This is a genomic window from Allgaiera indica, from assembly GCF_900106675.1.
Taxonomy (GTDB): domain Bacteria; phylum Pseudomonadota; class Alphaproteobacteria; order Rhodobacterales; family Rhodobacteraceae; genus Acidimangrovimonas; species Acidimangrovimonas indica.
This window is the reverse complement of record NZ_FNOB01000009.1, coordinates 16868-37246: the sequence shown is the minus strand read 5'-3', so window position 1 is coordinate 37246 and position 20379 is coordinate 16868. Positions and strand designations below refer to the sequence as shown.

Annotated in this window: 14 protein-coding genes; 4 read left to right on the top strand and 10 right to left on the bottom strand. The window is 68.8% G+C overall.

Annotated features, from left to right (window positions below):
• Positions 1–2853 (top strand): condensation domain-containing protein, encoded by a 2853-nt coding sequence (locus BLV97_RS09860; RefSeq protein ID WP_051646219.1) that lies wholly within the window; start codon positions 1–3, stop codon positions 2851–2853.
• 3 nt (positions 2854–2856) lie between these two features.
• On the opposite strand, the gene BLV97_RS09855 is transcribed toward BLV97_RS09860, so the two are convergent.
• The 4 genes from BLV97_RS09855 to BLV97_RS09840 all read right to left on the bottom strand — a co-directional run bounded on the left by BLV97_RS09855 (position 2857) and on the right by BLV97_RS09840 (position 8693).
• Positions 2857–3522: a 4'-phosphopantetheinyl transferase family protein gene (locus BLV97_RS09855; protein ID WP_051646218.1), complete on the bottom strand. Its 666-nt coding sequence runs from the start codon at positions 3520–3522 to the stop codon at positions 2857–2859.
• Between the two features lie 13 nt (positions 3523–3535).
• A complete protein-coding gene (locus tag BLV97_RS09850) occupies positions 3536–4705 on the bottom strand; it encodes a glycosyltransferase (RefSeq protein ID WP_051646217.1) in 1170 nt (389 codons plus the stop codon).
• A 3-nt stretch (positions 4706–4708) separates the two neighbouring features.
• Positions 4709–6979 (bottom strand): GumC family protein, encoded by a 2271-nt coding sequence (locus tag BLV97_RS09845; protein WP_035845161.1) that lies wholly within the window; start codon positions 6977–6979, stop codon positions 4709–4711.
• Positions 6980–7241: 262 nt separating this feature from the next.
• Positions 7242–8693, bottom strand: a complete 1452-nt coding sequence (locus BLV97_RS09840; RefSeq protein WP_035845157.1) for a hypothetical protein — start codon at positions 8691–8693, stop codon at positions 7242–7244.
• 378 nt (positions 8694–9071) lie between these two features.
• On the opposite strand from BLV97_RS09840, the gene BLV97_RS09835 reads away from it, so the two are divergent.
• Complete coding sequence (locus BLV97_RS09835) at positions 9072–10682, top strand: hypothetical protein (RefSeq protein ID WP_035845154.1); 1611 nt, start codon at positions 9072–9074, stop codon at positions 10680–10682.
• Here the strand turns inward: BLV97_RS09835 and BLV97_RS09830 are convergent.
• Positions 10660–11844: a polysaccharide pyruvyl transferase family protein gene (locus BLV97_RS09830; RefSeq protein WP_051646216.1), complete on the bottom strand. Its 1185-nt coding sequence runs from the start codon at positions 11842–11844 to the stop codon at positions 10660–10662. The genes BLV97_RS09835 and BLV97_RS09830 overlap by 23 nt on opposite strands.
• Before the next feature lie 145 nt (positions 11845–11989).
• Between BLV97_RS09830 and BLV97_RS09825 the strand changes: the two genes are divergently transcribed.
• On the top strand, positions 11990–13225 hold the full coding sequence (locus tag BLV97_RS09825) for a glycosyltransferase (protein ID WP_035845153.1): 1236 nt from the start codon (positions 11990–11992) through the stop codon (positions 13223–13225).
• A 169-nt stretch (positions 13226–13394) separates the two neighbouring features.
• On the opposite strand, the gene BLV97_RS09820 is transcribed toward BLV97_RS09825, so the two are convergent.
• On the bottom strand, positions 13395–15587 hold the full coding sequence (locus BLV97_RS09820) for a primosomal protein N' (protein ID WP_092164043.1): 2193 nt from the start codon (positions 15585–15587) through the stop codon (positions 13395–13397).
• A gap of 87 nt (positions 15588–15674) precedes the next feature.
• Between BLV97_RS09820 and fsa the strand changes: the two genes are divergently transcribed.
• A complete protein-coding gene (fsa, locus tag BLV97_RS09815) occupies positions 15675–16328 on the top strand; it encodes a fructose-6-phosphate aldolase (protein WP_035845142.1) in 654 nt (217 codons plus the stop codon).
• Positions 16329–16455: 127 nt separating this feature from the next.
• On the opposite strand, the gene BLV97_RS09810 is transcribed toward fsa, so the two are convergent.
• The 4 genes from BLV97_RS09810 to BLV97_RS09795 are packed head-to-tail and all read right to left on the bottom strand — an operon-like array spanning position 16456 to position 20373.
• A complete protein-coding gene (locus tag BLV97_RS09810; RefSeq protein ID WP_092164042.1) occupies positions 16456–17040 on the bottom strand; it encodes a GNAT family N-acetyltransferase in 585 nt (194 codons plus the stop codon).
• On the bottom strand, positions 17040–18302 hold the full coding sequence (locus BLV97_RS09805) for a M16 family metallopeptidase (RefSeq protein WP_035845140.1): 1263 nt from the start codon (positions 18300–18302) through the stop codon (positions 17040–17042). The genes BLV97_RS09810 and BLV97_RS09805 overlap by 1 nt, the downstream gene beginning before the upstream one ends.
• Positions 18299–19687: a threonine synthase gene (gene thrC / locus BLV97_RS09800; RefSeq protein ID WP_092164041.1), complete on the bottom strand. Its 1389-nt coding sequence runs from the start codon at positions 19685–19687 to the stop codon at positions 18299–18301. Before thrC ends, BLV97_RS09805 begins: the two co-directional genes overlap by 4 nt.
• An 11-nt stretch (positions 19688–19698) precedes the next feature.
• The gene (locus BLV97_RS09795; protein WP_035845137.1) at positions 19699–20373 is read right to left on the bottom strand and encodes an SURF1 family protein; all 675 of its coding nucleotides are present in this window, start codon (positions 20371–20373) and stop codon (positions 19699–19701) included.
• Positions 20374–20379: the final 6 nt, after the last annotated feature.

The window sequence follows — 20379 nt, the reverse complement described above, 5'->3', positions numbered from 1 at the left end:
ATGGATGGTTTGACCAAGGCAGCGGGGCAACCCGCGATCGCGCGCTTCCCGGTCACCACGATCCAGCGCCAGTTCTGGTTCATGGACCAGATCGCGCCGGGCGATCCGGCGCTGAACATCGCCGTGCGGTGGGAATTGCGCGGCAAGCTGCGCGCGTCCAGCCTGGAAACCGCCTTCCGCGGCGTCATCGACCGGCACGAGATCTTCCGCACCCGCTTCGCCGACCACGAGGGGCAGCTTTCGCAGGAGGTGGTCGAACAAGTGCCCTTCCGCCTGGGCGTGGTCGATCTGCGCACCACCCCGGCGGAACACCACGCCGACCGGGTCGACCAGATCGCGCTGGAAGAGGCCGCGCAACCCTTCGATCTGTCGCAGCCGGGGCTCCTGCGGGTGACGCTGGTGCAGTTGGCGGCGGATCGGGCCGTCGTGCTGATCACCGCCCACCACATCGTCTTCGACGGCTATTCGATCGGCGTCCTGGGCCAAGAGGTCGGCCGCCTCGCCGCCGCGGCCGAGGCCGGGCAGACGGATGCCGACCTGGCGGAACTGCCGCTGCAATACGGCGATTACGCGCTGTGGCAGAAGGAATATCTTGCCTCCGGCGTACTGGACGAAGACGCCGCATATTGGACGGTCCAGCTGCGCGGCGCGCCCTATTTCGAACTGGCCCCCGACAAGCAGCGCCCGCCCCAGCGCACCAGCGCCGTGGCACGCGCGGGCTGCGATATCCCGGCCACCCTGATCCGCCGGATGGAAGCTGCCGCCCGGGCGGGCGGCGTCTCGCTGTTCGCCTTCGGCACGGCGGCGGTCAGCGCCGCCCTCCACCGCATCACCGGTGCGCCGGAGGTACTGCTGTCGACCCCGATCGCCGGCCGTTTCGACACCGATCTGGAACCCCTGATCGGCCCCTTCATCAGCACCCATGTGCTGCGCTTTCGCTTCACCGAAGACAGCGATTTCGACACCCATGTCGCCGCCACCGGCCGGCTTGTCGAACAGGCGCTCAGCCATCAGTCGCTGCCGTTCTCGCGACTGGTCGAATTGCTCAACCCGCCGCGCGATCCGTCGCGGGCGCCGCTGGCCTCGATCGCGTTCAGCCTGCAGCATGTGTTCCACCGCGATCACGATTTCGGCGGGTTTGAGCTGATCTCACAGCCCTCGCACACGCCGGGCTCGGCCCAGGATCTGAACATCGTGCTGATCGGGCGTCCGCGCGGCTGGCGGCTGAGCGTCGAGTACAACCCCGACCTGTTCGAGGCGACCACCGCCGAGGCGCTGGTCCAGACCCTTGCCCAGGCCTTCGAGGCCGTCAGCGCCGATACGCCCGCGCCGGCGCCTGCGGCTCTGCCCGTCGCACCGGCCATCGCGGGCCGCCGGGCGGGCGCGACGCGGCCGTTCGCCAACGTCGAGGCGGTGCTGTCGGCCCACCCCGAGGTGGCTACCGTCGCCGCCGTTCCCGCCACGCGCGACGGGGCCGGCGAGGCCGCCGCCTGCTACGCTTTCGTCAGCCCCCGTCCCACCAGCCTGATCCCGCTGGAAACCCTTCCGGCAGAGTTGATGGGGTTTGCCGCACGCCGCTTGACACCAGCCGAGATGCCCCTGGGCGTGTCGGTGCTGGCCGCGCTGCCCCGCACGGCGTCGGGCGACCTGGATCGCGCGCTGCTGCCCCGCCCGCTTCCGTCGGGGTCGGCGGCCCGACCGCAGGCCGCAACCGTACAGCCCGCCGAGGGCGAGGCGCTCGAAACCGAACTTGCAGCCATCTGGGCGGATCTGCTGGACCGCGCCGAGATCCCGCGCGACGTATCGTTCTTCGATCTGGGTGGCCATTCGCTGATGGCGGTACGGCTGATCGCGCGGGTCCGCGAGCGGTGGCGCGTGCGCCTGAGCGTCGCCACGCTTTATGACACTCCCACGCTTTGCGGCCTGTCCGCCCGCCTCGCTCGCGATCTGACGCCAGAGACCGGCACCTCCGGGGCACCGAACCGCGCCACCGCCGCGCCCGCCGCCGCCGCCGCCGCCTCCGCCGAGGGCGACGATGACTGGCAGATCGAGCCGCTGCTGACCGAGGGCGCCGCTCAGCCGATCATCGGTGTGAACGATGTCGGCCTGATCATCGACACTTGCGGCCACATGCGCGACCGTCACCCCGCCACCTGCGTGCGTCTGTTCGACGGCACGCGCGGCATCGATCGCAGCCCGCGCAGCTTTGAAGAGATCGCGCGGGAATATGCCAAAACGATCCGCCGCGCCCAACCCGAGGGGCCCTATCTGCTGTTCGGGGTCTGCGTGCATGGCAACATCGCGCTGGAGGCGGCGCGCATCCTGCAATCCGAGGGCGCCGATGTCACCGGCGTGGTGATCAAGGACGTGTGGGAACCCGGCTACGCCGCGGGGCTGAAGACCCAGCGCGCCACCCGCTGGGCCGAGCGGATCTATGCCCTGCGCAACAAGATTCGCATGGTACGGATGGGCCTGCTGTCGGTATCGGCGATGCTGGGCAGCTACCGCATCATCCGCCGAACCGGCGTTCTGCAGCTGGCGCACAGGATGGGGCTGATCGAACGGGTTCGGGCCTCGGATCTGGCGCCGGAACAGGAACGCTTCGTCTCGTATATCTCGGCGGCGCGCAACGTCTACCGGCCCGAGCCGCTGGATCTGCCGGTGCTGCATGTGGTCACCAAGATCACCGCCCAGGGCAAACGTTTCCTGCCCTCGATCGGCTGGGAACATGTGGTCGCGCCGGGCCAGTTGAAGACCGTGAAGATCGACCAGATCTTCGTGCAGGGACGCTGGCGGCTGGGCACCAAGGAGCTGGCGCAAGAGATCGACAGCTGGCTGGGCGCGCGCGGCTAGGCCCTACCCCGGCAGCGGCAACTGGCCCTCGCACAGCCGCGTCTCGACCGTGCGGCCAGCAGCGCGCACGGCCAGCGCGCCCTGCATCCCCGCCCCGGGGCCAAGGTCTTGCAGCAGCCAATCCGCGACCCGGCCGCCATCGATCCGCAAGAGCCGCGCTTCGGGGCCGAGGGTCACGTCGAAGGCATCCAGCGGATGCGACAGCCCGGTGCCCAGCGCCTTGATCACCGCCTCCTTGCGGGTCCAGAGGCGGAAGAAGCCCACCTGCCATGCCGCACCCGACAGCGGCGCCAGCGCGGCGATCTCGGCGGGGGCAAAGAAGCGTTCGGCCACAGCGGGTTCGACGGGGCGATGGGCCTCGATATCCAGGCCCAGATCCACGGTGTCATGGGCGACGGCAAGCGCCGCCCAGCCCCCGGCATGGCTGAGGTTGAAGGCGGGGCCATCGGCGAGGAAGGGCTTGCCCTGGGGGCCATAGTCGAAGCGCAGATCCCCGGGCCGCCGGCCGGTATAGCCCGCCAGGACCCGGCGCAGCCCGCCACGCGCGGCGCGGTAATGGGCGGCATCGCGGGGCTGGACGAAACGCGCGGCGCGGGTTTCCTCATCCGCCGAAAGGCCGGTACCGGGCGCCGTCAGCAGCCAGAAGAACAGATCCACGCGCAGCGCCATGCGGGGAAGCCCGTCAGACGCCGGCCAGCCGCAGCGCCGGCCGCCCCGTCCGCCGGCTGTCAAATCCGATCCCGTCCAGCGCGTCATGAATACCGAGCTGAAAGGTAGCCTCGTCGAAGCGCCGGGCCTGCGCCATCAGCAAGGCCGGATCCGGGTCCGAGAGCGGCGCGGCTTCGAACCGCTCGACCGCGTCGATCAGCGCCTCGACGCTTTGCTGGTGGAAGAACAGACCGGTCTCGCCCTCGCGCAGCGTGTCCAGCGCGCCGCCCCGGCCATAGGCGATCACCGGGCGCCCCGAAGCCAGCGCCTCGACCGGGACAATGCCGAAATCCTCTTCGCCCGGGAACACCAACGCCTTGCAGCGCGCAAGATGATGGCGCAGCTCATCGAACGGCACCTTGCCCAGGAAGGTGACATTGGGCGCGCCGCGCGCCTTCAGCTTCGCCACGGCCTTGTCGGGCCCGCCGATGACCACCAGCTTGCGGCCCATGCGGGCGAAGGCCTCGATCGCCAGATCCGGGCGCTTGTAGGGGGCAAGTTCACCGGCCCACAGGTAGTAATCGCCCAATTCGTCGCGCGGGGCGGCGGCGAAATCGGCCACCGCCACCGGCGGATGCACCACCTGCGCCTCGCGGCGCCAATATTTCCGGATGCGCTGCGCGACATGGGTGGAATTGGCGGCAAACCCGTCGACACGGGCGGCCGAGGTCACATCCCATTGCCGCAGCCGGTGCGCAAGACCGGGCATCAGCGCCCGGGTCAGTGCACCCGCGCTGCCGCGATAGCCGTGGTACTGATCCCAAAGATAGCGCATCGGCGAATGACAATAGCACAGATGCGGCGCGTCGGGCGGCGCGATCACGCCCTTGGCGGGCCCGGCCTCGGACGAGATCACCAGATCATAGCCGGTCAGGTCGATCTCTTCCAAGGCGCGCGGCATCAGCGGCAGGTATTTCTGATAGAGCCGCGCCGCCATCGGCAGCCGGCCCACCCGGGTTTCACGGATCCGATGCGCGCCGATCACCGGCCCCACCGCGCCGGGCACATGGACATGGGTGTAGATATCGGCCTGCGGGAACATCCGGCACAGCGATTCCAGCACCTTTTCGCCGCCGCGCATGCCCACCAGCCAATAGTGGATCAGCGCGACACGGGGTTCGTGAGGGGGCAGATGATCGAACATGGCCTAATCCGAATAGGCGTAGCCGCCGGCATAGACGTCGGGGCTGAGTTGCGGATCGACCAGGGTCAGCACGGTGCCGGCCACCACCAGCCCGGCCTCTTCGCAATCCGACAGGCCCTTGGCGACCGCCTGCCGCGGCGTATGCCCCCAGCGCACCAGATACAGGCAGCTATCCACCGCCTGACCGATCACCAGCGCATCGGATACCGCCAGAAGCGCCGGCGCATCGACCAGCACCAGATCATACTTGCGCTTCAGCGTCTCGAACATCGGCAACAGCCAGTCGACCGCCAGTTCATCGGCCACATCCGGCCGCCCGCGCGACGCCGCGAGCACGTCGAAGCCAAGGTCCTTGTCGTGGTGAATCGCCTCTGCCAGGCCGCATTCATTGTTGATGAACGAAGCGAAGTCCTTCTCGGCCCGCCAGCCGAACAGCCGGTAGAGCATCGAGCGGCGCAGGTCGCAATCCACCACTACCACCTTCTTGCCCGCCAGCGCGGCCATGCGTGCCAGTGCCAGAACCGTGGTCGTCTTGCCCTCGGCCGGGGTCGATGAGGCCATCATCACCGACCGCGCGCCTTCCTTGCCGTCGCGCATCAGAAGCGCGGTGCGCAGGTGGCGGATGCGTTCGGCGTAAAGGCCGTAGGGATCCTGCGCCAGTTCGCGCCAGGCCCCCAGAGGCGATTTCCAGGGCCCCCGCGGCACCGCGGCCAGCACCGGCAGATCGGTCTCGCGCTCTAGCTCGCCAAGGCCGCGGAAGGTGCTTGCGGTCAGTTCCAGGAAAAACACCAGCCCGATGCCAAAGATCAGCCCGGTCACCCCGCCCAGGACCGCCAGCAGCTTGGTCCGCGGCGACGATGGGCGCGACGCGATATCGGCCCGCGCGATCACCTTGGCGTCGGGACGCTGCATCTGTTCCTGGGTCTGGGTGTCGGTCAGGCGTGACAGCAATTGCTGATAGGCCGCCCGCGCCGCCGTGGCCTGGCGCTCTAGCTGGCGTAGGCCGATGGTGGAACGCGACAGCGCCACCACCCGCGTTTCCATCTTGTTGATCGACTGCTCCAGCGTCCGCGCCCGGATTTCGGCGATGTCGGCGTCGTTCTTGCGCTGGGTGATCAGCTTTTGCACCTCTTCGTTCAGGTCGTGCTGCACGCCCTTGATCTCGGCCGCCAGACGCACCCGTTCGGGATGCTGGGGGCCGTAGTGCTGCGCCCAGATCGCATCCTGGCGCTGCAAACCCATCAGCTTTGCGGACAGCGTATCCAGCGCCGGCGAGGACACGATCGAGCTGACCTCTGCCAGATCACCCTTCTTGATCACCTGCTGGATCCGGTCATAGCGCGCCTGCGCCGCGATCTGATCGCCGCGCGCGATGACCAACTGGTTGTTCAGCTGACCCAGCTGCTGGCGCGCGGCCTCCAGCGTGCCGCCATCGACCAACAGGTTCTGCGCCCGGTACTGTTCAACCTTGGCCTCGGCCGCCTCGACCTGCTTTTGCAGTTCCGCGACCCGGCCCGTCAGGAAACGTGTGGCCTTCGCCGCTGAATCCTGGCGCCCGGTGACTTGAGAGGCGATGTATTGATCCGCCAGCCCGTTCGCCAGAAGCGCGGCAAGTACCGGATCGGGGTTCGACACCTTCACGTCGATCACATAGGATTGCCCCTCGCGGGTGACGCGCAGGTCCTTGCTGACGGCCCAAATCAGGCGCTGAAGCTGCTTTTGCGCGGGCGTCAACTGCGGGGCGCCGGGCAGAGGCTTCGACGCGGTCGATCCGGCCCGCAGCCCAAGAACCCCCTTCACCGCATCGATCCCGCGCGCCAGCAGGGACGGCTTCTTCAGCGCGGGATCCATCGGTGCCAGCCGCTTGACGCCGATCGCCTCGATCGCCTGGCCGATCAGTACGTTCGATTGCAGCACCGCGACTTCGCTGTTGACCACCTGATCGTTCAGCGGCGGCTGCATGCCGCGGTTCGGCGCGCCTTCCGACACCTGACTGGGGCGACTTTCGATCAGCACCTTGGCAAGGCCGGTATAGGTCGGCGTCATCAGATGGCTGACCGCCAGCGCCAGCACCACGCCGCCGAAGATCCCACCCAGCACCACCCGTCGGCGGCGCCAGAGCATGCGAAACAGTTCCCGCACGTCGACACGGTCGGGCTCTTGCGGGCGGCCGCGACCGCCGCCACGACGATGCGGATCCCGGCCGCGACCGCCGCCGCCACCCAGCCTGCCGTCCAGCGCGCCCGATTCGAAGGGCAAGACCCTGCTGTTCATCCCGTTTCACTCCCTCGGGGCACAGAGGCCCCGAACCCGCCAGTGGCAGGTCTACGCGTCAGGCCGGCGTCGCTTGCGACGGCGCCAGACCACGGTCTGGAAGCGATATGCCCGCACGCCATATCCGCACGCCCGAAAGCGTCACGCACCCCACGCTCAGCCCAGGCCTGCCCCCGGAATAACCCCCGTCAGGACATTGATGGCATGTGGCCAAAGAGGTCAAATTTTGGGTTTTTTTGCGGCGCATTGCGCCCGGACGGCGTCACAATCCGCCAATCCTTTCAAGATTGGCCCCGCGGCGGCGCCAATTGCCTGGCGCGGCCGCCTCGGCCTGCTCAAGTGATTCTCTCTGCGCGCCCCGGCTCAGCCCGGCGGCAAGACCCGCCATGGCGAAGAAGAACACGCCCAGATCCGGCGTCGGCGCGGTCAGGTTGGCCGAGATGAAAAGCGCCAGACAGCCCGATTTCAGCGCCCCGATCACCGCGGCGCGTTCGGGCTCTGCGCCCAGGGGCGCGCGTGCCAGCGTGGCCACGAAGGTCAGGAACAGGCCGGTGCCGATCACCCCGATGCTGCCCAGACTGGCCAGCACCCAGTTCGAGGCGCGCATACTGCCCAGCCCCGCACCGATGCCGCGCGTATCAAGGAAATTCGCCCAGGCCTGGGTGTTCCAGCTCATCCGTTCGACGCCCGAGGCCGTACCCATCTTGTCGAACAGCGACCGGTCCAGGAAGGCCGAGACCGGCTCGATCGTCAGATAGGCCAGCCCCAGCGCCATCAGCGCAAGCGCGATCCCACCGGCCAGGCCTAGCGTCACCGCCAGCCCCCGGCGCGACACCCCGCGCCCGTCATAGCGCGTCATCCGCAACGCGCCATAGCCCAGGACGAAGACCGCCGCGGCGACATAGGCCGAGGACGAGGTCGAGCGCAGCAGCGCCACAGTTGTCGCGATCAGCGCCAGCGACACCAGCCACGATCGCCCGCGCGCCACCCACATGTGCAGCCAGAAGGCGAACAACCCCAGGGTGTAGTAGCCGAAGGCCGAGGCCTCGGGAAAGCCGCCGATCATTCGCTTCAGCCCAGCCATCGAGACATTCGACAGGATTGCGTAATTGGCGGTCTGGATCGGGGCCAGAAGGTTCGGCATGCCGATGTCGAAGGACAGCACGTCCAGCCAGCCGAGGCCCGCGCTGACAAAACTGGCCACCGCGACCGCGACGATGACGCCGCGCGCGTCGGGCCGCAGACGGAAGGCAGTGGCAAGCGCGAAGAAGGCCGCGGCATCCAGGAGAATGCGGAACAGCTGGGTCAGGTTGCCGTTGGTCGGATGCAGGGGGATCTCGACGATGCCAACCTCGTTGTTGGCCCGCGACAGGCCGAAGACATTGGTCGCCCCCTGGAAGAGACGCGGGAAGAACAGCGCCGAGATCACGCAGACCACCACAAACAGCAGCATCCAGAAGCCGGGCTGATAGGCGCGCATCGATCCGGTGATCCGCGCGGGCGCATCGGGCTGCACCCAGAGCATGGCGAACATCATCAGCGCGGCCAGATCGCTGACCAGGATCGAGGCCCCCCCGGCGGCCGGCAAGTTGAACGCCGCCGCCGCACCGAAAGGCGTGGTGGCCAGGAATACCCACAGGCCGCGACGGGGCCCCAGCACTGCCAGGGCCACAAGCACGGCCAGCGCGAGAATTGTCGAGGGAACGAATTGCATCTTTGGCCTGTCGCCGCGGAAGGGGCCCGGAAGGGGCGGTTTCGGGCCGTCAGCATAGCGACGCCGCGCCGAAAGGCGAGTCGCGGGTATCGAAGGCCGCGGCGGCCCCTTAGCCCCTGGCCGCTCGGGATATTTCCGCCGGGAACGAAGCGCGGACCCGGCTTCGTCCTTCATCTTGGCGAAAATACTCTGCCGTGTCTGCCGCCCAGGCACCAGCGCTTCATTCCGCCCAGAGCGCGCGGCCCCCCCCCTTTGTCGGCGGAACCGACAAGATGCGCGCCCCGGGGCAGACGCTCTATTGCGCTATTTCGCATCGTGCATCTAACATTGGTGCATATGAAACGTGCCGCATGCCTCGTCCCGGCCCTTTTAGCCGCCTTGAACGCGCCCGCCGCGGTGGCCGCGCCGGCGGGCGAAGCGACCGGCCCGACGCTTGGCGCGGCGTCCAATTTCGGCCAGCACTGGCAGCCGGGAATGTTCGCCGCCGCGCGCCGGCTGGGGGTGCGGAATTTCCGCGACGCGGTCTACTGGTCCGAGGTCGAGCGCGATCATCGCTATGTCTTCGACACGCCCGACACGACCTGGCCCGATCATCTGGCGGCCGACCAGACCACAAGCCTGACGGTCAATAACGGACACAAGGGCTATGACGGCGGGGACACCCCGTACACGCCCGACGCGATCCGCGCCTTCGCCGCCGATGCCGCCGCCACGGTGCAGCATTTTCCCCGCGCCGATGCGGTGGAGGTGGGCAACGAGATGAACGCCCAGAACTTTGTCTCGGGGCCGGTAAGGGCCGAGGGGCTGGCGCAGCGCCCGGCGCGCTATCTGGCGATCCTGAAAGCCACCTATGCGGCGGTCAAATCCGCCCGCCCCGACCTGCGCGTCCTGGGCGGGGCGCTGCACTCTATCCCGGTGGGCTATGTCAGGCGGCTGTTCGCGCTGGGGGCGGCGCGATACATGGATGCGCTGGCCTTCCATCCCTACACCACGCCGCCCGAACAGCTGGACCGCCAGATCGCCGTTCTGCGCCAGGTGCCGGGCCTGGCGCATATGCCCCTGGAGGCCACCGAATTTGGCGACCCCGACCCCGCGACCGCGCCGGGCACCTTGCTGCGCTATTATTGCCAGTTGGCGCTTGCGGGTGTGACGCGCGCGGTCTGGTACCCGCTCAACCCGCGCGGGGACGGGCTGACGCCGCTGATCGGCGCGGATCTGCGACCTACGCCGACCGGCCGCGCCTTTGCCACCGCGCAGCGGCTGATGGAACATCGCGCCGTCACCGATGCCGCGCCCGACCCCTTCACCTATGCCTGCCGTTTCGCACCCGACACGCTGGTGATCTGGGGCGCGCCGCGCCGTATCACCCCGGCACCGGGGCAACACGCGTTCAGCCCCGAGGGCCGGCCGATGCAAGGACCGCTGACCTTGTCCGAAAGCGATCCGCTGATCCTGACAGGCCCCGGAAAGCCCGGACTGGGCCGGCAACGCGTGCTGGCCGATAGCTACGACCAATTCGCCTATCCCGGCGGGGCCGTCCGCGACGGGTTCGAGCGCTACGCGATGGATGGCGCGGCCCGCGTGCCGCTGATCCTGATGCCGGGACAGGAGGCCGGCGGCCGCCCGTGGACACCCTATCTTGCGGCGCGGGGCAATCCCGATGTCCGCCTGCAGGCCGATACGCTGCTGCCCGGCGGCGGCGGCACGCATGTCTGGCGCATCGTGCAGGACTGGCACGCGCCCGACGCACAGCGCATCCGCGCCGAGGTACAACTTGCGCCCGCGAAACGCTCGGGTGATGGGGTGCGGCTGCGGATCAGCCTGGGGGGCAGGCTGCTGGAAGACAGGGTGGTGACCTCGGCGCTGGATTGGAAAAGCCCGCCGCTGAGCGTCACGAAGGGAGAGGTCCTGTCGGTCTCGGTCGGGCCCAACGGCAATGCGCGGGGCGATGTCACGACCTATCGGATCACGATCCGCCGGGACGGATAAGCCCGCAGGCCGCCATCGCGGCGGCGACGGCCTGGCGCGCCTCTGTCAGCGCGTGGGCGTGGGCGGGGGCGGCGATCCCGGTTTCCAGCGCCTCGATCAGCCGGTCGGCTGCGTCGGCGGCGGTGACCGCGGGATCGGACAGGCAAAACCGCGCCGCGCCCACCGATGCGAAGAAGCTTTCGACCTTGCGGTCCCAGCCCAGTCCCACCACGGGCCGTCCATAGGCATAGCCCAGGATGCAGGCATGCAGCCGATGCGCCACCAGCCCGTCGAGCCCGCCGATCAGATGCGCAAGCTGTGCGGGGCGTTCCGGCGGTGGGGCGATCTCGACCCGCCCCCGCGCCACCAGATCGGCCAGCGGCGCGGCCAGCGCGGCAAGGGCGCGGCCGTCTTCCTCGGCGCCGTTGCAAAACAGCAAGACCTTTCGGCCCCGCTCCGCCAGCGCCCTGACAAGCGCGGCCTGGAACCCCGGCCCCGCCCCCGCGACCGCGCCGTCGGCGTGGTAGCCCAGGATCGCGGGATCGGTGACGCAAAGCCCCAGCCAGCCCTCGCGGCGCGGCGCGGGGCCATAGCATTCGGCCGCCAGAAGTCCGGGATCGCGTGCCAGACCCGGCGCCGGCGGGTGGCCCGCGGTCTGCTCGGTCCAGGCTGCGATCGACGGCGCGTCGCGCAGGCCCACGGCACGCAGATCGGTCGAGAAAAGCTCTGCAAACAGCGCGCGCCCGGGCCGGCTCCAGTTCCGCGACACGCCCGCGGCATGTATCGCGACCGGCACGCCGGCTTCGCGCGCCACCTTCGCGGCGCGGGCGATCTTCAGCGGAAAGTTCAGATCGGCGTCCGACAAAAGCTGCCCGCCACCGATCAGCGCGGCCCCGGCACCCTGGCAGGCCTCCTGCCAGCGCGGTGTCGCGGTATCGAGCATCCGCCCGAGTTTCGCGCGCACCAGCATGTGGCGCAGCGGGCGGGGCATGGCGGAAAGGATCTTCAGCGCCCGCCCGCGGTTGGCCATCGTCACCGCGCCGAACCCGCCGCGTCCCGACAGATCCACCGCCACGACCTGAAGGCCCGGCACCAGATCGCGCGCGGCGTGGGCCATGCAGTCGGCGATCACGCCGTCACCCAGGTTCGGGCTGTAGCCCAGCCCGAAGATGACCAGCTTCATCGTTCCTCGTCCCCTGCCCCGGGGCCGCCCACCTGACCGCCCGCCGACCGCATACTGGCCGGATGCGCGCGCCAAGGCCATAGGCTTCGGCGGAGTTCGGCGCTAGGCTGGCACCGAACCCGGCCCGGACCCTCTTGCGACGCACATGAGCCACGCCCCACCGGCCACGCCCGATCGCGTGGTGATCATCAATGATGCCAGCGTCGCCCGAGGCGGCGCGACCGGGCTTGCCCTGCTGGCAGCACGCGAGATCCGGGCGCTGGGGCTTCGCGTCACCTATGTCGCGGGAGACAGCGGCGCGGCGCCGGATCTGGCGGATCTGGGGATCGAAGTGATCGCCACGGGCGGGGCCCGGCTGCTGGACCAGCCCAGGCTGAAATCCGCCACCGCGGGGCTTTGGAACGCCGCCGCCCGGGCCGCGATTGCGGACCTGGTGGCGCAAGACACGCCGGGGACGGTCTATCATGTGCATGGCTGGGCGCAGATCCTGTCGCCCGCGATCTTCGCCGCCCTGGCGCCGGTCGCGCCGCGAGTGGTTGTCCATGCCCATGACCGGTTTCTGGCCTGCCCCAACGGCGTCTATCACGATTTCGGCCGCGACCGGCCCTGCGCGCGCGCGCCGTTGGGCGCCGCCTGCCTGGCCACCGATTGCGACAAGCACAGCTACGCGCGCAAGCTCTGGCGGGTGGCGCGGCAGCTGATGCTTCGCCGCGCCTTCGATCAGCGCCGCCCTTGGGGCGCGATCGTCCTGATCCACCCGCGCATGGCCGGGCTGATGGAAGACGTGGGCTACCCGCCGCAACGCCTGTGCGTGCTGCGCAACCCCGCCAGCCCCTATACCGAAAGCCGCGTCCGGGCCGAGGAAAACCGCGCCCTCGCCTTCATCGGCCGGATCGAGCGCGAAAAGGGGCTGGCAGAACTGGCCGAGGCCGCCCGCCGCGCCCGGCTTCCGCTGATGGTGATCGGCGAAGGCCGCGAACGCGCCCCGCTTGCCACCGCCTATCCCGAGATCCGGTTCGAGGGCTGGCAGGATCGCGCCGGCATCGCCCGGCTGATCAAGGGCGCGCGCGCGGTGATTGTACCGGGGCGCATCCCCGAACCCTTCGGCCTGGTGATCGCCGAGGCCTCGTTCAGCGGGCTGCCACTGTTGGTCTCGGACAGCGCCTTCCTCGCCGCGGAAATCGACCAGGCCGGTCTGGGCCGATCCTTCGACATGCGCGCGCCGAACGGTCTAGACGCCGCGCTGACCCGGTTTCGCGACCTGTCCGACGCCGAGGTCCGGACGATCAGCGAACGCGCGTTCGCCCGCCCCGTACCGCTGGCGCAGACAACAGAGGCCTGGGTCAAAGGGCTGCTGGCGCTGTACCGGCGCGTGCTCTAGCACCGGGGGTTTTACACCCGCCGTCATTTTCGCTCGGACCATTGGCGCAACGACTGACGCGCGCGCCGTAGAGTATTTGGACCAAGATGAAGGACAAAGACCCCTCGTTGCCTTCATCTTGGCACAAATACTCCGGGGGTGCAGGGGGCAGAGCCCCCGCCGCCGCGCCCTAAAAGAAGCTTTGCGGATCGATGTCGATCACCAATCGCAGGTTCGGCGGCTGGCGCAGCTGCCGCACCCAGCGGCTTAGCGCGGGTTGCAGCGCCGCACCCTTGGGCGCCTTGACAAGCAGGCGCACCCGGTGGCGGCCCCGGATCCGCGCGATCGGCGCCGGGGCGGGACCGAAGACGACGGCGCCAACCGCGCGCAACGGCCCGTCGCGGCGGGCCAACTCGGCGGCATGGTCGAAGACCGGCTGCGCCTCGGGGGCCGAAAGGATGATCCCGGCAAGCTTGCCGTAAGGCGGCATACCCGCGGCCTCGCGCTCTGCCGCCTCGGCGCGCCAGAAGCCTTCCTCATCGCCGGAAAGGATCGCGCGGATCACCGGGTGCTCGGGCTGAAAGGTCTGCAAAAGTGCCATTCCCGGGCGCTCTGCCCGGCCGGCGCGGCCCGCGACCTGGCGCATCAGCTGGAACGTGCGTTCGGCGGCGCGCAGGTCCGATCCCTGCAACCCCAGATCCGCGTCGATCACACCCACCAGCGTCAGCAGCGGAAAGTTGTGGCCCTTCGCCACCAACTGGGTGCCGATGATGATATCCGCCCCGCCCTCGGCGATCGCCTCGATCTGCGCCTTCAATGCCCGCGCCGAGGCGAACAGATCCGACGACAGCACCGCGACGCGGGCATCGGGGAAATGTTCGGCCACCTCCTCGGCCAGGCGTTCGACGCCCGGACCGACGGGGGCAAGCTTGCCTTCGGCCTTGCAGGATGGGCAGGCCTGGGGGATCGGCTTCTCGGCGCCGCATTGATGGCAGACGAGGCGCCCCAGGAAGCGGTGCTCGACCATGCGTGCGTCGCAATCGTCGCAGCCGATCTGATGGCCGCAGGCCCGGCAGATGGTGACTGGCGCATAGCCGCGACGGTTCAGGAACAAGAGCGCCTGTTCGCCCGCCCCGATCCGCGCCGCGACCGCGCCCTGCAGCGTCGGCGAGATCCAGCGGTTCGAGGGCAGATCCTCGGCCCGCATGTCTATCGCCTGCATCTCGGGCAGTTCCGCCGCCCCGAAACGGGCAGGCAGGTCGAGCCGGGCATATTTGCCGGCCTCGGCATTGGCCCAGGTTTCCAGCGAAGGCGTGGCCGAGGCCAGCACCACCTGCGCGGAGCAGAGCGAGGCGCGCAGGACACCCATGTCGCGCGCGTTGTAAAGAACCCCGTCCTCCTGCTTGTAGGAGGTATCGTGTTCCTCATCCACGACGATCAGGCCAAGGTCGCGAAACGGCAAGAACAGGGCCGAGCGCGCGCCCACGACCAACTGCGCGCCGCCCTCGGCCACCATGCGCCAGACCCGGCGGCGCTCGGTCTGGGTGACGCCGGAATGCCATTCGCCGGGCCGCGCGCCGAAGCGTTCCTGAACGCGGGTCAGGAACCCCGCCGTCAGCGCGATCTCGGGCAGCAGCACCAGGGCCTGGCGGCCATGGGACAGGCATTCGGCTACGGCCTCCAGGTAGACCTCGGTCTTGCCGGAACCGGTCACGCCCTTCAGCAGCGTTGTGCCATAGGCGCCGGTCGCCACCGCGGCGCGCAGGCGGGTGGCGGCCTCTTGCTGCCCGGCGCTCAGCGCATGGCCGGGAAGCGCGGGATCGAGATGCGGGAAGGGCGTATCGCGCGGCGCCTCCACCTCTGCCACGATGCCCTGCGCGACCAGCCCCTTGACGACAGAGGCCGAAACCCCCGCGGCCTGCGTCAGTTCGGCCAGTGTCAGCGCACCGCCCCCCATCGCGTCCAGCGCGTCCATCACCCGGGCGCGGGCGTCGGTCATGCGCTCTGGCTCTCCGTGCCCGCGGCGATAGACGCGTCGACTGGCCGGGGGATCGCCCAGGCCCGGCGCCCGAGTGGCGAGGCGCAGCATCGCGGGCAGCGAGGTCAGCGTGTAGTCGCCTGCCCGGATCAGGAAGGCGCGCAATTCGTCGCGCATCGGCGGCAGGTCCAGCACCCGCCCCACCGGGCGCAGCCTGGCCGCGTCAAAAGCGCCGTCGCCCGGCCCCCAGACCACGCCCAGCACCCGGCGCGGCCCCAGCGGCGCCTCGACGTAATCGCCCAGGCAACATCCGCCCTCGGGCGCGCGGTAATCCAGCACCCGGCCCAAGGGCTGCGTCGTCAGCACCCCGATCCGCGCGCCCTGTGCGAAGTCCGCCTGCCTCACGCCCAGCCTCTCGTTCGGGGTTTCGCCCCATAGTCCCTTGCGCTAAACCACCGGCCAAGCCCACGCGCAACCCTGGAGGTTCTGCTCATGAAGTTCTTCGTCGATACCGCCGATGTCGAGGCCATTGCCGAGCTACATGCTCTGGGCATGGTGGACGGCGTCACCACAAACCCGTCGCTGATCATGAAATCGGGGCGCGACATCCTCGAGGTCACCAAGGAAATCTGCGAGATCGTTCCCGGCCCGGTGTCGGCCGAGACGGTGGCGCTGGATGCCGAAGGCATGATCGCCGAGGGCCGCAAGCTGGCCGCGATCGCCCCCAACATCACCGTCAAGGTGCCGCTGACCTGGGACGGGCTGAAGGCCTGCAAGGTGCTGTCGGGCGAAGGCCACATGGTCAATGTCACGCTCTGTTTCTCGGCCAACCAGGCGCTTCTGGCGGCGAAGGCGGGGGCCACGTTCATCTCTCCGTTCGTGGGGCGGCTTGACGATATCAACCTCGACGGGATGGATCTGATCGCCGATATCCGCACGATCTACGACAATTACGATTTCAAGACCCAGATCCTCGCGGCCTCGATCCGCACGGTCAACCATGTCAGCCAGGCGGCGATGATCGGTGCCGACGTGATGACCGCGCCGCCCGAGGTGATCCGCAAGCTGGCCCAGCACCCGCTGACCGACAAGGGGCTGGAGGCCTTCCTGAAGGATTGGGAAAAGACCGGCCAGAAAATCCTGTAAGGGGATTGGGACCCGAAGTCACGGGTCCGAAGTCACGGACTGAAGTCGTGGGGGCGTCGCCGGAAGGGGGCGCCCTTTTTCGGTGCCACCGGAACGGCCCGCGCGGGCGCAACGCCGAAATGCGCCCCTAGCCCGCCTCGGTCCGCCCGCGACGGTCCGAGCGCAGATTGGCGTAAAGCACATGGTTGCGCCAACGGCCGTCGATCTGCAGATAGCTTTGCGCCACGCCCTCATATTTGAAACCGCATTTCTCCAGCACCCCGCGCGAGGGGGTGTTCTCGGGCAGGCAGGCGGCCTCGATCCGGCTTAGATCCAGCGTGGTGAAGGCATAATGCACCACCGCGGTGATCGCTTCGCGCATATAGCCGTGGCGGGCATGTTCCTGCCCTACCCAATAGCCCAGCGTGCCCGCCTTGGCCGGACCCTGGCGGATGTTGTCAAGCGTGATGCCGCCGATCAGCGCCTCGTCCTCGCGACGGATCAGGAACAGCGGCACCCCGCGCCCCTGAGCCAGCGACCGCTGCGCCCAATAGACCCGGTTGGTGAACGCCTTGCGGCTGAGGTGGTCCTTGGCCCAGCTCGGCTCCCACGGTTGCAGGAATTCGTGGCTGGTGCTGCGCAGCCGGGTCCAGGCGCGGAAATCCGAATGCACCGGCAGACGCAGGGTCAGGCGCTCGGTCTCCAGCCGCACCCGGCGGCGCGTCAGCCGCATCAGGCAGCCAGCCTTCTGCGCAGATCGTCAAGCGCCGGCGCCCCGGCGACCGGCCCGTAAAGCGCCAGCGCCGTCGGTGCCCCGGCCGCCATCGCCGCCGCATGATCGCGCACGCCGTCACGGGTGACCGCGTCGATCCGTTCCACCGCCTCCTCGACCTCGGGCACCCGCCCCCAGATCGCCAGCAACCGCGCCAGACGCTCGGCCCGGGCAGAGGGGCTTTCCAGCCCCATCAGCAGCCCCGCCTTCAGCTGAGCCCGCGCGCGCGCCACCTCGGCCTCGGTCATCTCCTCGGCCGAGCGCTTCATCTCATCCACCGTCAGCCCCGCGAGTTCCGAGATCTCCTCGGCCGAGGTGCCTGCATAGATCGTCATCATCCCGGTATCGTCATAAGCCCCGACCTGGGAAAAGATCGTATAGCAAAGCCCGCGTTCCTCGCGCAGCTTCTGGAACAGCCGAGAGGACATGCCGCCGCCCAACGCGGTAGAGAAGACCTGCGCGGTATAGACCGCATCGTCGCGGTAACCCGGCGATTCGAAGGCCAGCGCGAAATGCGCCTGTTCCAGATCCTTCACCACCCGCTTCTCGCCGCTGGCGAAGGCCGCGGCCTCAAGCCCCCAGCCGCCGCGGCGCTTGAGGCCGCCGAAGACCGCGCGCGCCTGCTCCACGATGCTGTCGTGATCCACGGCCCCCGCCGCGGCCAGGATCATCTGGTCGGGCCCGTAATGTTCGCCTACGAACCCCTGCAGATCGTCGCGCTGGAAGCGGCTGACGCGTTCCGATGGCCCCAGGATCGACCGGCCCATCGGCTGATCGGGATAGGCGGCTTCCTGCAACCAGTCGAAGATCACGTCGTCGGGCGTGTCCAGCGCCTGGCCGATCTCCTGCAAGATCACATGCCGCTCGACCTCTATCTCCTTCGGGTCGAAGACCGGGTTCAGCACGATGTCCGAGATCACGTCCAGCGCCAGCGGCACGTCGTTGGCCAGCACCCGGGCATAATAGGCGGTCATCTCGCGCGAGGTGTAGGCGTTGATATAGCCGCCGACATCCTCGATCGCCTCGGCGATCTGCAGGGCGGTGCGCTTCCGCGTGCCCTTGAACGCCATATGTTCCAGGAAATGCGCGATACCGTTCTGTTCCAGACGCTCATGCCGGCCGCCGGCACCGACCCAGATCCCGATCGAGGCCGACATCAGCCCGGGCATCGCCTCGGTGACAATGCGGACGCCGTTTTCTAGCGTGGTCAGGCGGGGGCTCATCGGCCGGTCCTCTCGTGAATCAAGGCCTTGAGCGCGTGCAGGTCGTTGGGCACGCGGGTGACCCGTTCTTGGCGTTCAAATAGGTCCGCCATGCGCGGCGGCAAAGCGGGGCGCTGTCCGGTCGCGGCCTGAACCGCGTCGGGAAACTTCGCCGGATGCGCGGTGGCCAGGCTGATCATCGGGGTCGGACCCAAATGGTCGCCCGCGACCTTCACGCCAACGGCGGAATGCGGGCAAAGCACCTGTCCCGTCGCATCATGGATGGCTTCGATGGTGGCCGAAGTTTCCTGTTCCGAGGCGCGGCCCGAGGCAAAGACCTCGCGCAGCGCCTCCAGCGCACCTTGCGAGATGGTGAAGCCCGCGCCGGATTTCAACTCTTGCATCAATTGCGCGACCGCCACACCGTCGCGGCCATAGGCGTCGAACAGCGCGCGCTCGAAGTTGGAGCTGACCTGGATATCCATCGACGGGCTCATCGAAGGCGTCACGCCGGCCGGCGTATAGGCGCCGCTGGCCAGCGCGCGGTGCAGGATGTCGTTGTGGTTGGTCGCAACCACCAGCCGCTCGATCGGCAGGCCCATGCGCCTGGCGATCGAACCGGCGAAGATGTCGCCGAAATTGCCGGTGGGCACGGTGAAGCTGATGCGGCGGTGCGGCGCGCCCAGGCTGACGGCCGAGGTGAAGTAATAGACCACCTGCGCCAGCACCCGCGCCCAGTTGATCGAGTTCACACCGGCAAGGCCCACCGCATCGCGGAAGGCGAAGTCGTTGAACATGTCCTTCAGCCGCGCCTGGCAATCGTCGAAATCGCCGTCCAATGCCAGGGCATGAACATTCGATTCCGTCGGCGTCGTCATCTGGCGGCGCTGGACCTCGCTGACGCGGCCATGGGGGAAAAGGATGAAGACATCGACATTGGCCAGGCCGCGGAAGGCCTCGATCGCGGCCGAGCCGGTATCGCCCGAAGTGGCGCCGACGATGGTGATGCGCTGGCCGGACCGGGCAAGCGCGGTCTGGAACAGCTGCCCGATCAGCTGCATCGCGAAATCCTTGAACGCAAGCGTCGGGCCGTGGAACAGCTCCAGCAGGAAATGGTTGGGGCCCAATTGCACCAGCGGCGCCCGCGCGGCATGGCCGAAGCCCTGATAGGCGCGGGCGATGATGCCGGTCAGGTCGGCGTCGGAGAAGCTGTCGCCCAGGTAGGGGCGCATGATGCGAAGTGCCGCGTCCTCATAGCGCAGCCCCGCCAGCGCGGCGATCTCTTCTGCGGGCATTTGCGGCACCATTTCGGGCACATAAAGGCCGCCGTCGCGGGCCAGCCCGGTCAGCATCGCTTCCTCGAAATTCAGGACCGGGGCAGTCCCCCGGGTGGACACATAGCGCATGGCACAGGCCTTCAGTCTTTCCGCCGGGTGATACGCCAGAGCAAGAGGCCTGTCATCCCCAACCAGACAATCGAAAGCGAAAACCAGGTGATCGCGTATTGCATGTGGTTGTTCGGTATCCCTTCCGTCGTGACCGGGATGGCCTCGGCCCCCGTGCTGGCGCCGGCGACGCGGCTGGCGACGATCAGGATCGGCGCGGTGCCCAGAGCCTTGGCCATCGCCGGCACGTCGCGGGCGAACCAAAGGTGATGGGCCAGATCGGGGGCGGGGGTGAAGCTGTCGACCTCACTCGGCCAGACCAGGTTGCCGGTCACGGTGACAGCGCCCCGCGGGATCGCGGTGCCGCCGCCCTCGGCCCGGAAGCCGAGATCGACCATCACCCGCCGGGCATCGGGCAGCGCCAGCACCGCGACGATCAGATGGCCAGGCCCCTTGAACTTGATGCCGGTCAGCACCCGCAGGCCCTGGCCGGTCAACTGGCCGCTGACCGCCACCGGCAGGTATTGGTCACGCGCCGGGTCGGGATCGGCGGGCAGCGCGACGGGGGCGGCGGCGATCTTCGCCTCGATCCGCGCAAGGATCGCCTGCTTCCAGTGCAGCCGCTGGATTTGCCAGATCCCGAGCGCGATCAGGATCGCCGCCCCGGCGAGGCCGAAGATCAGAACCGGGGTCAGGCGGCGGGTCATGGTGGC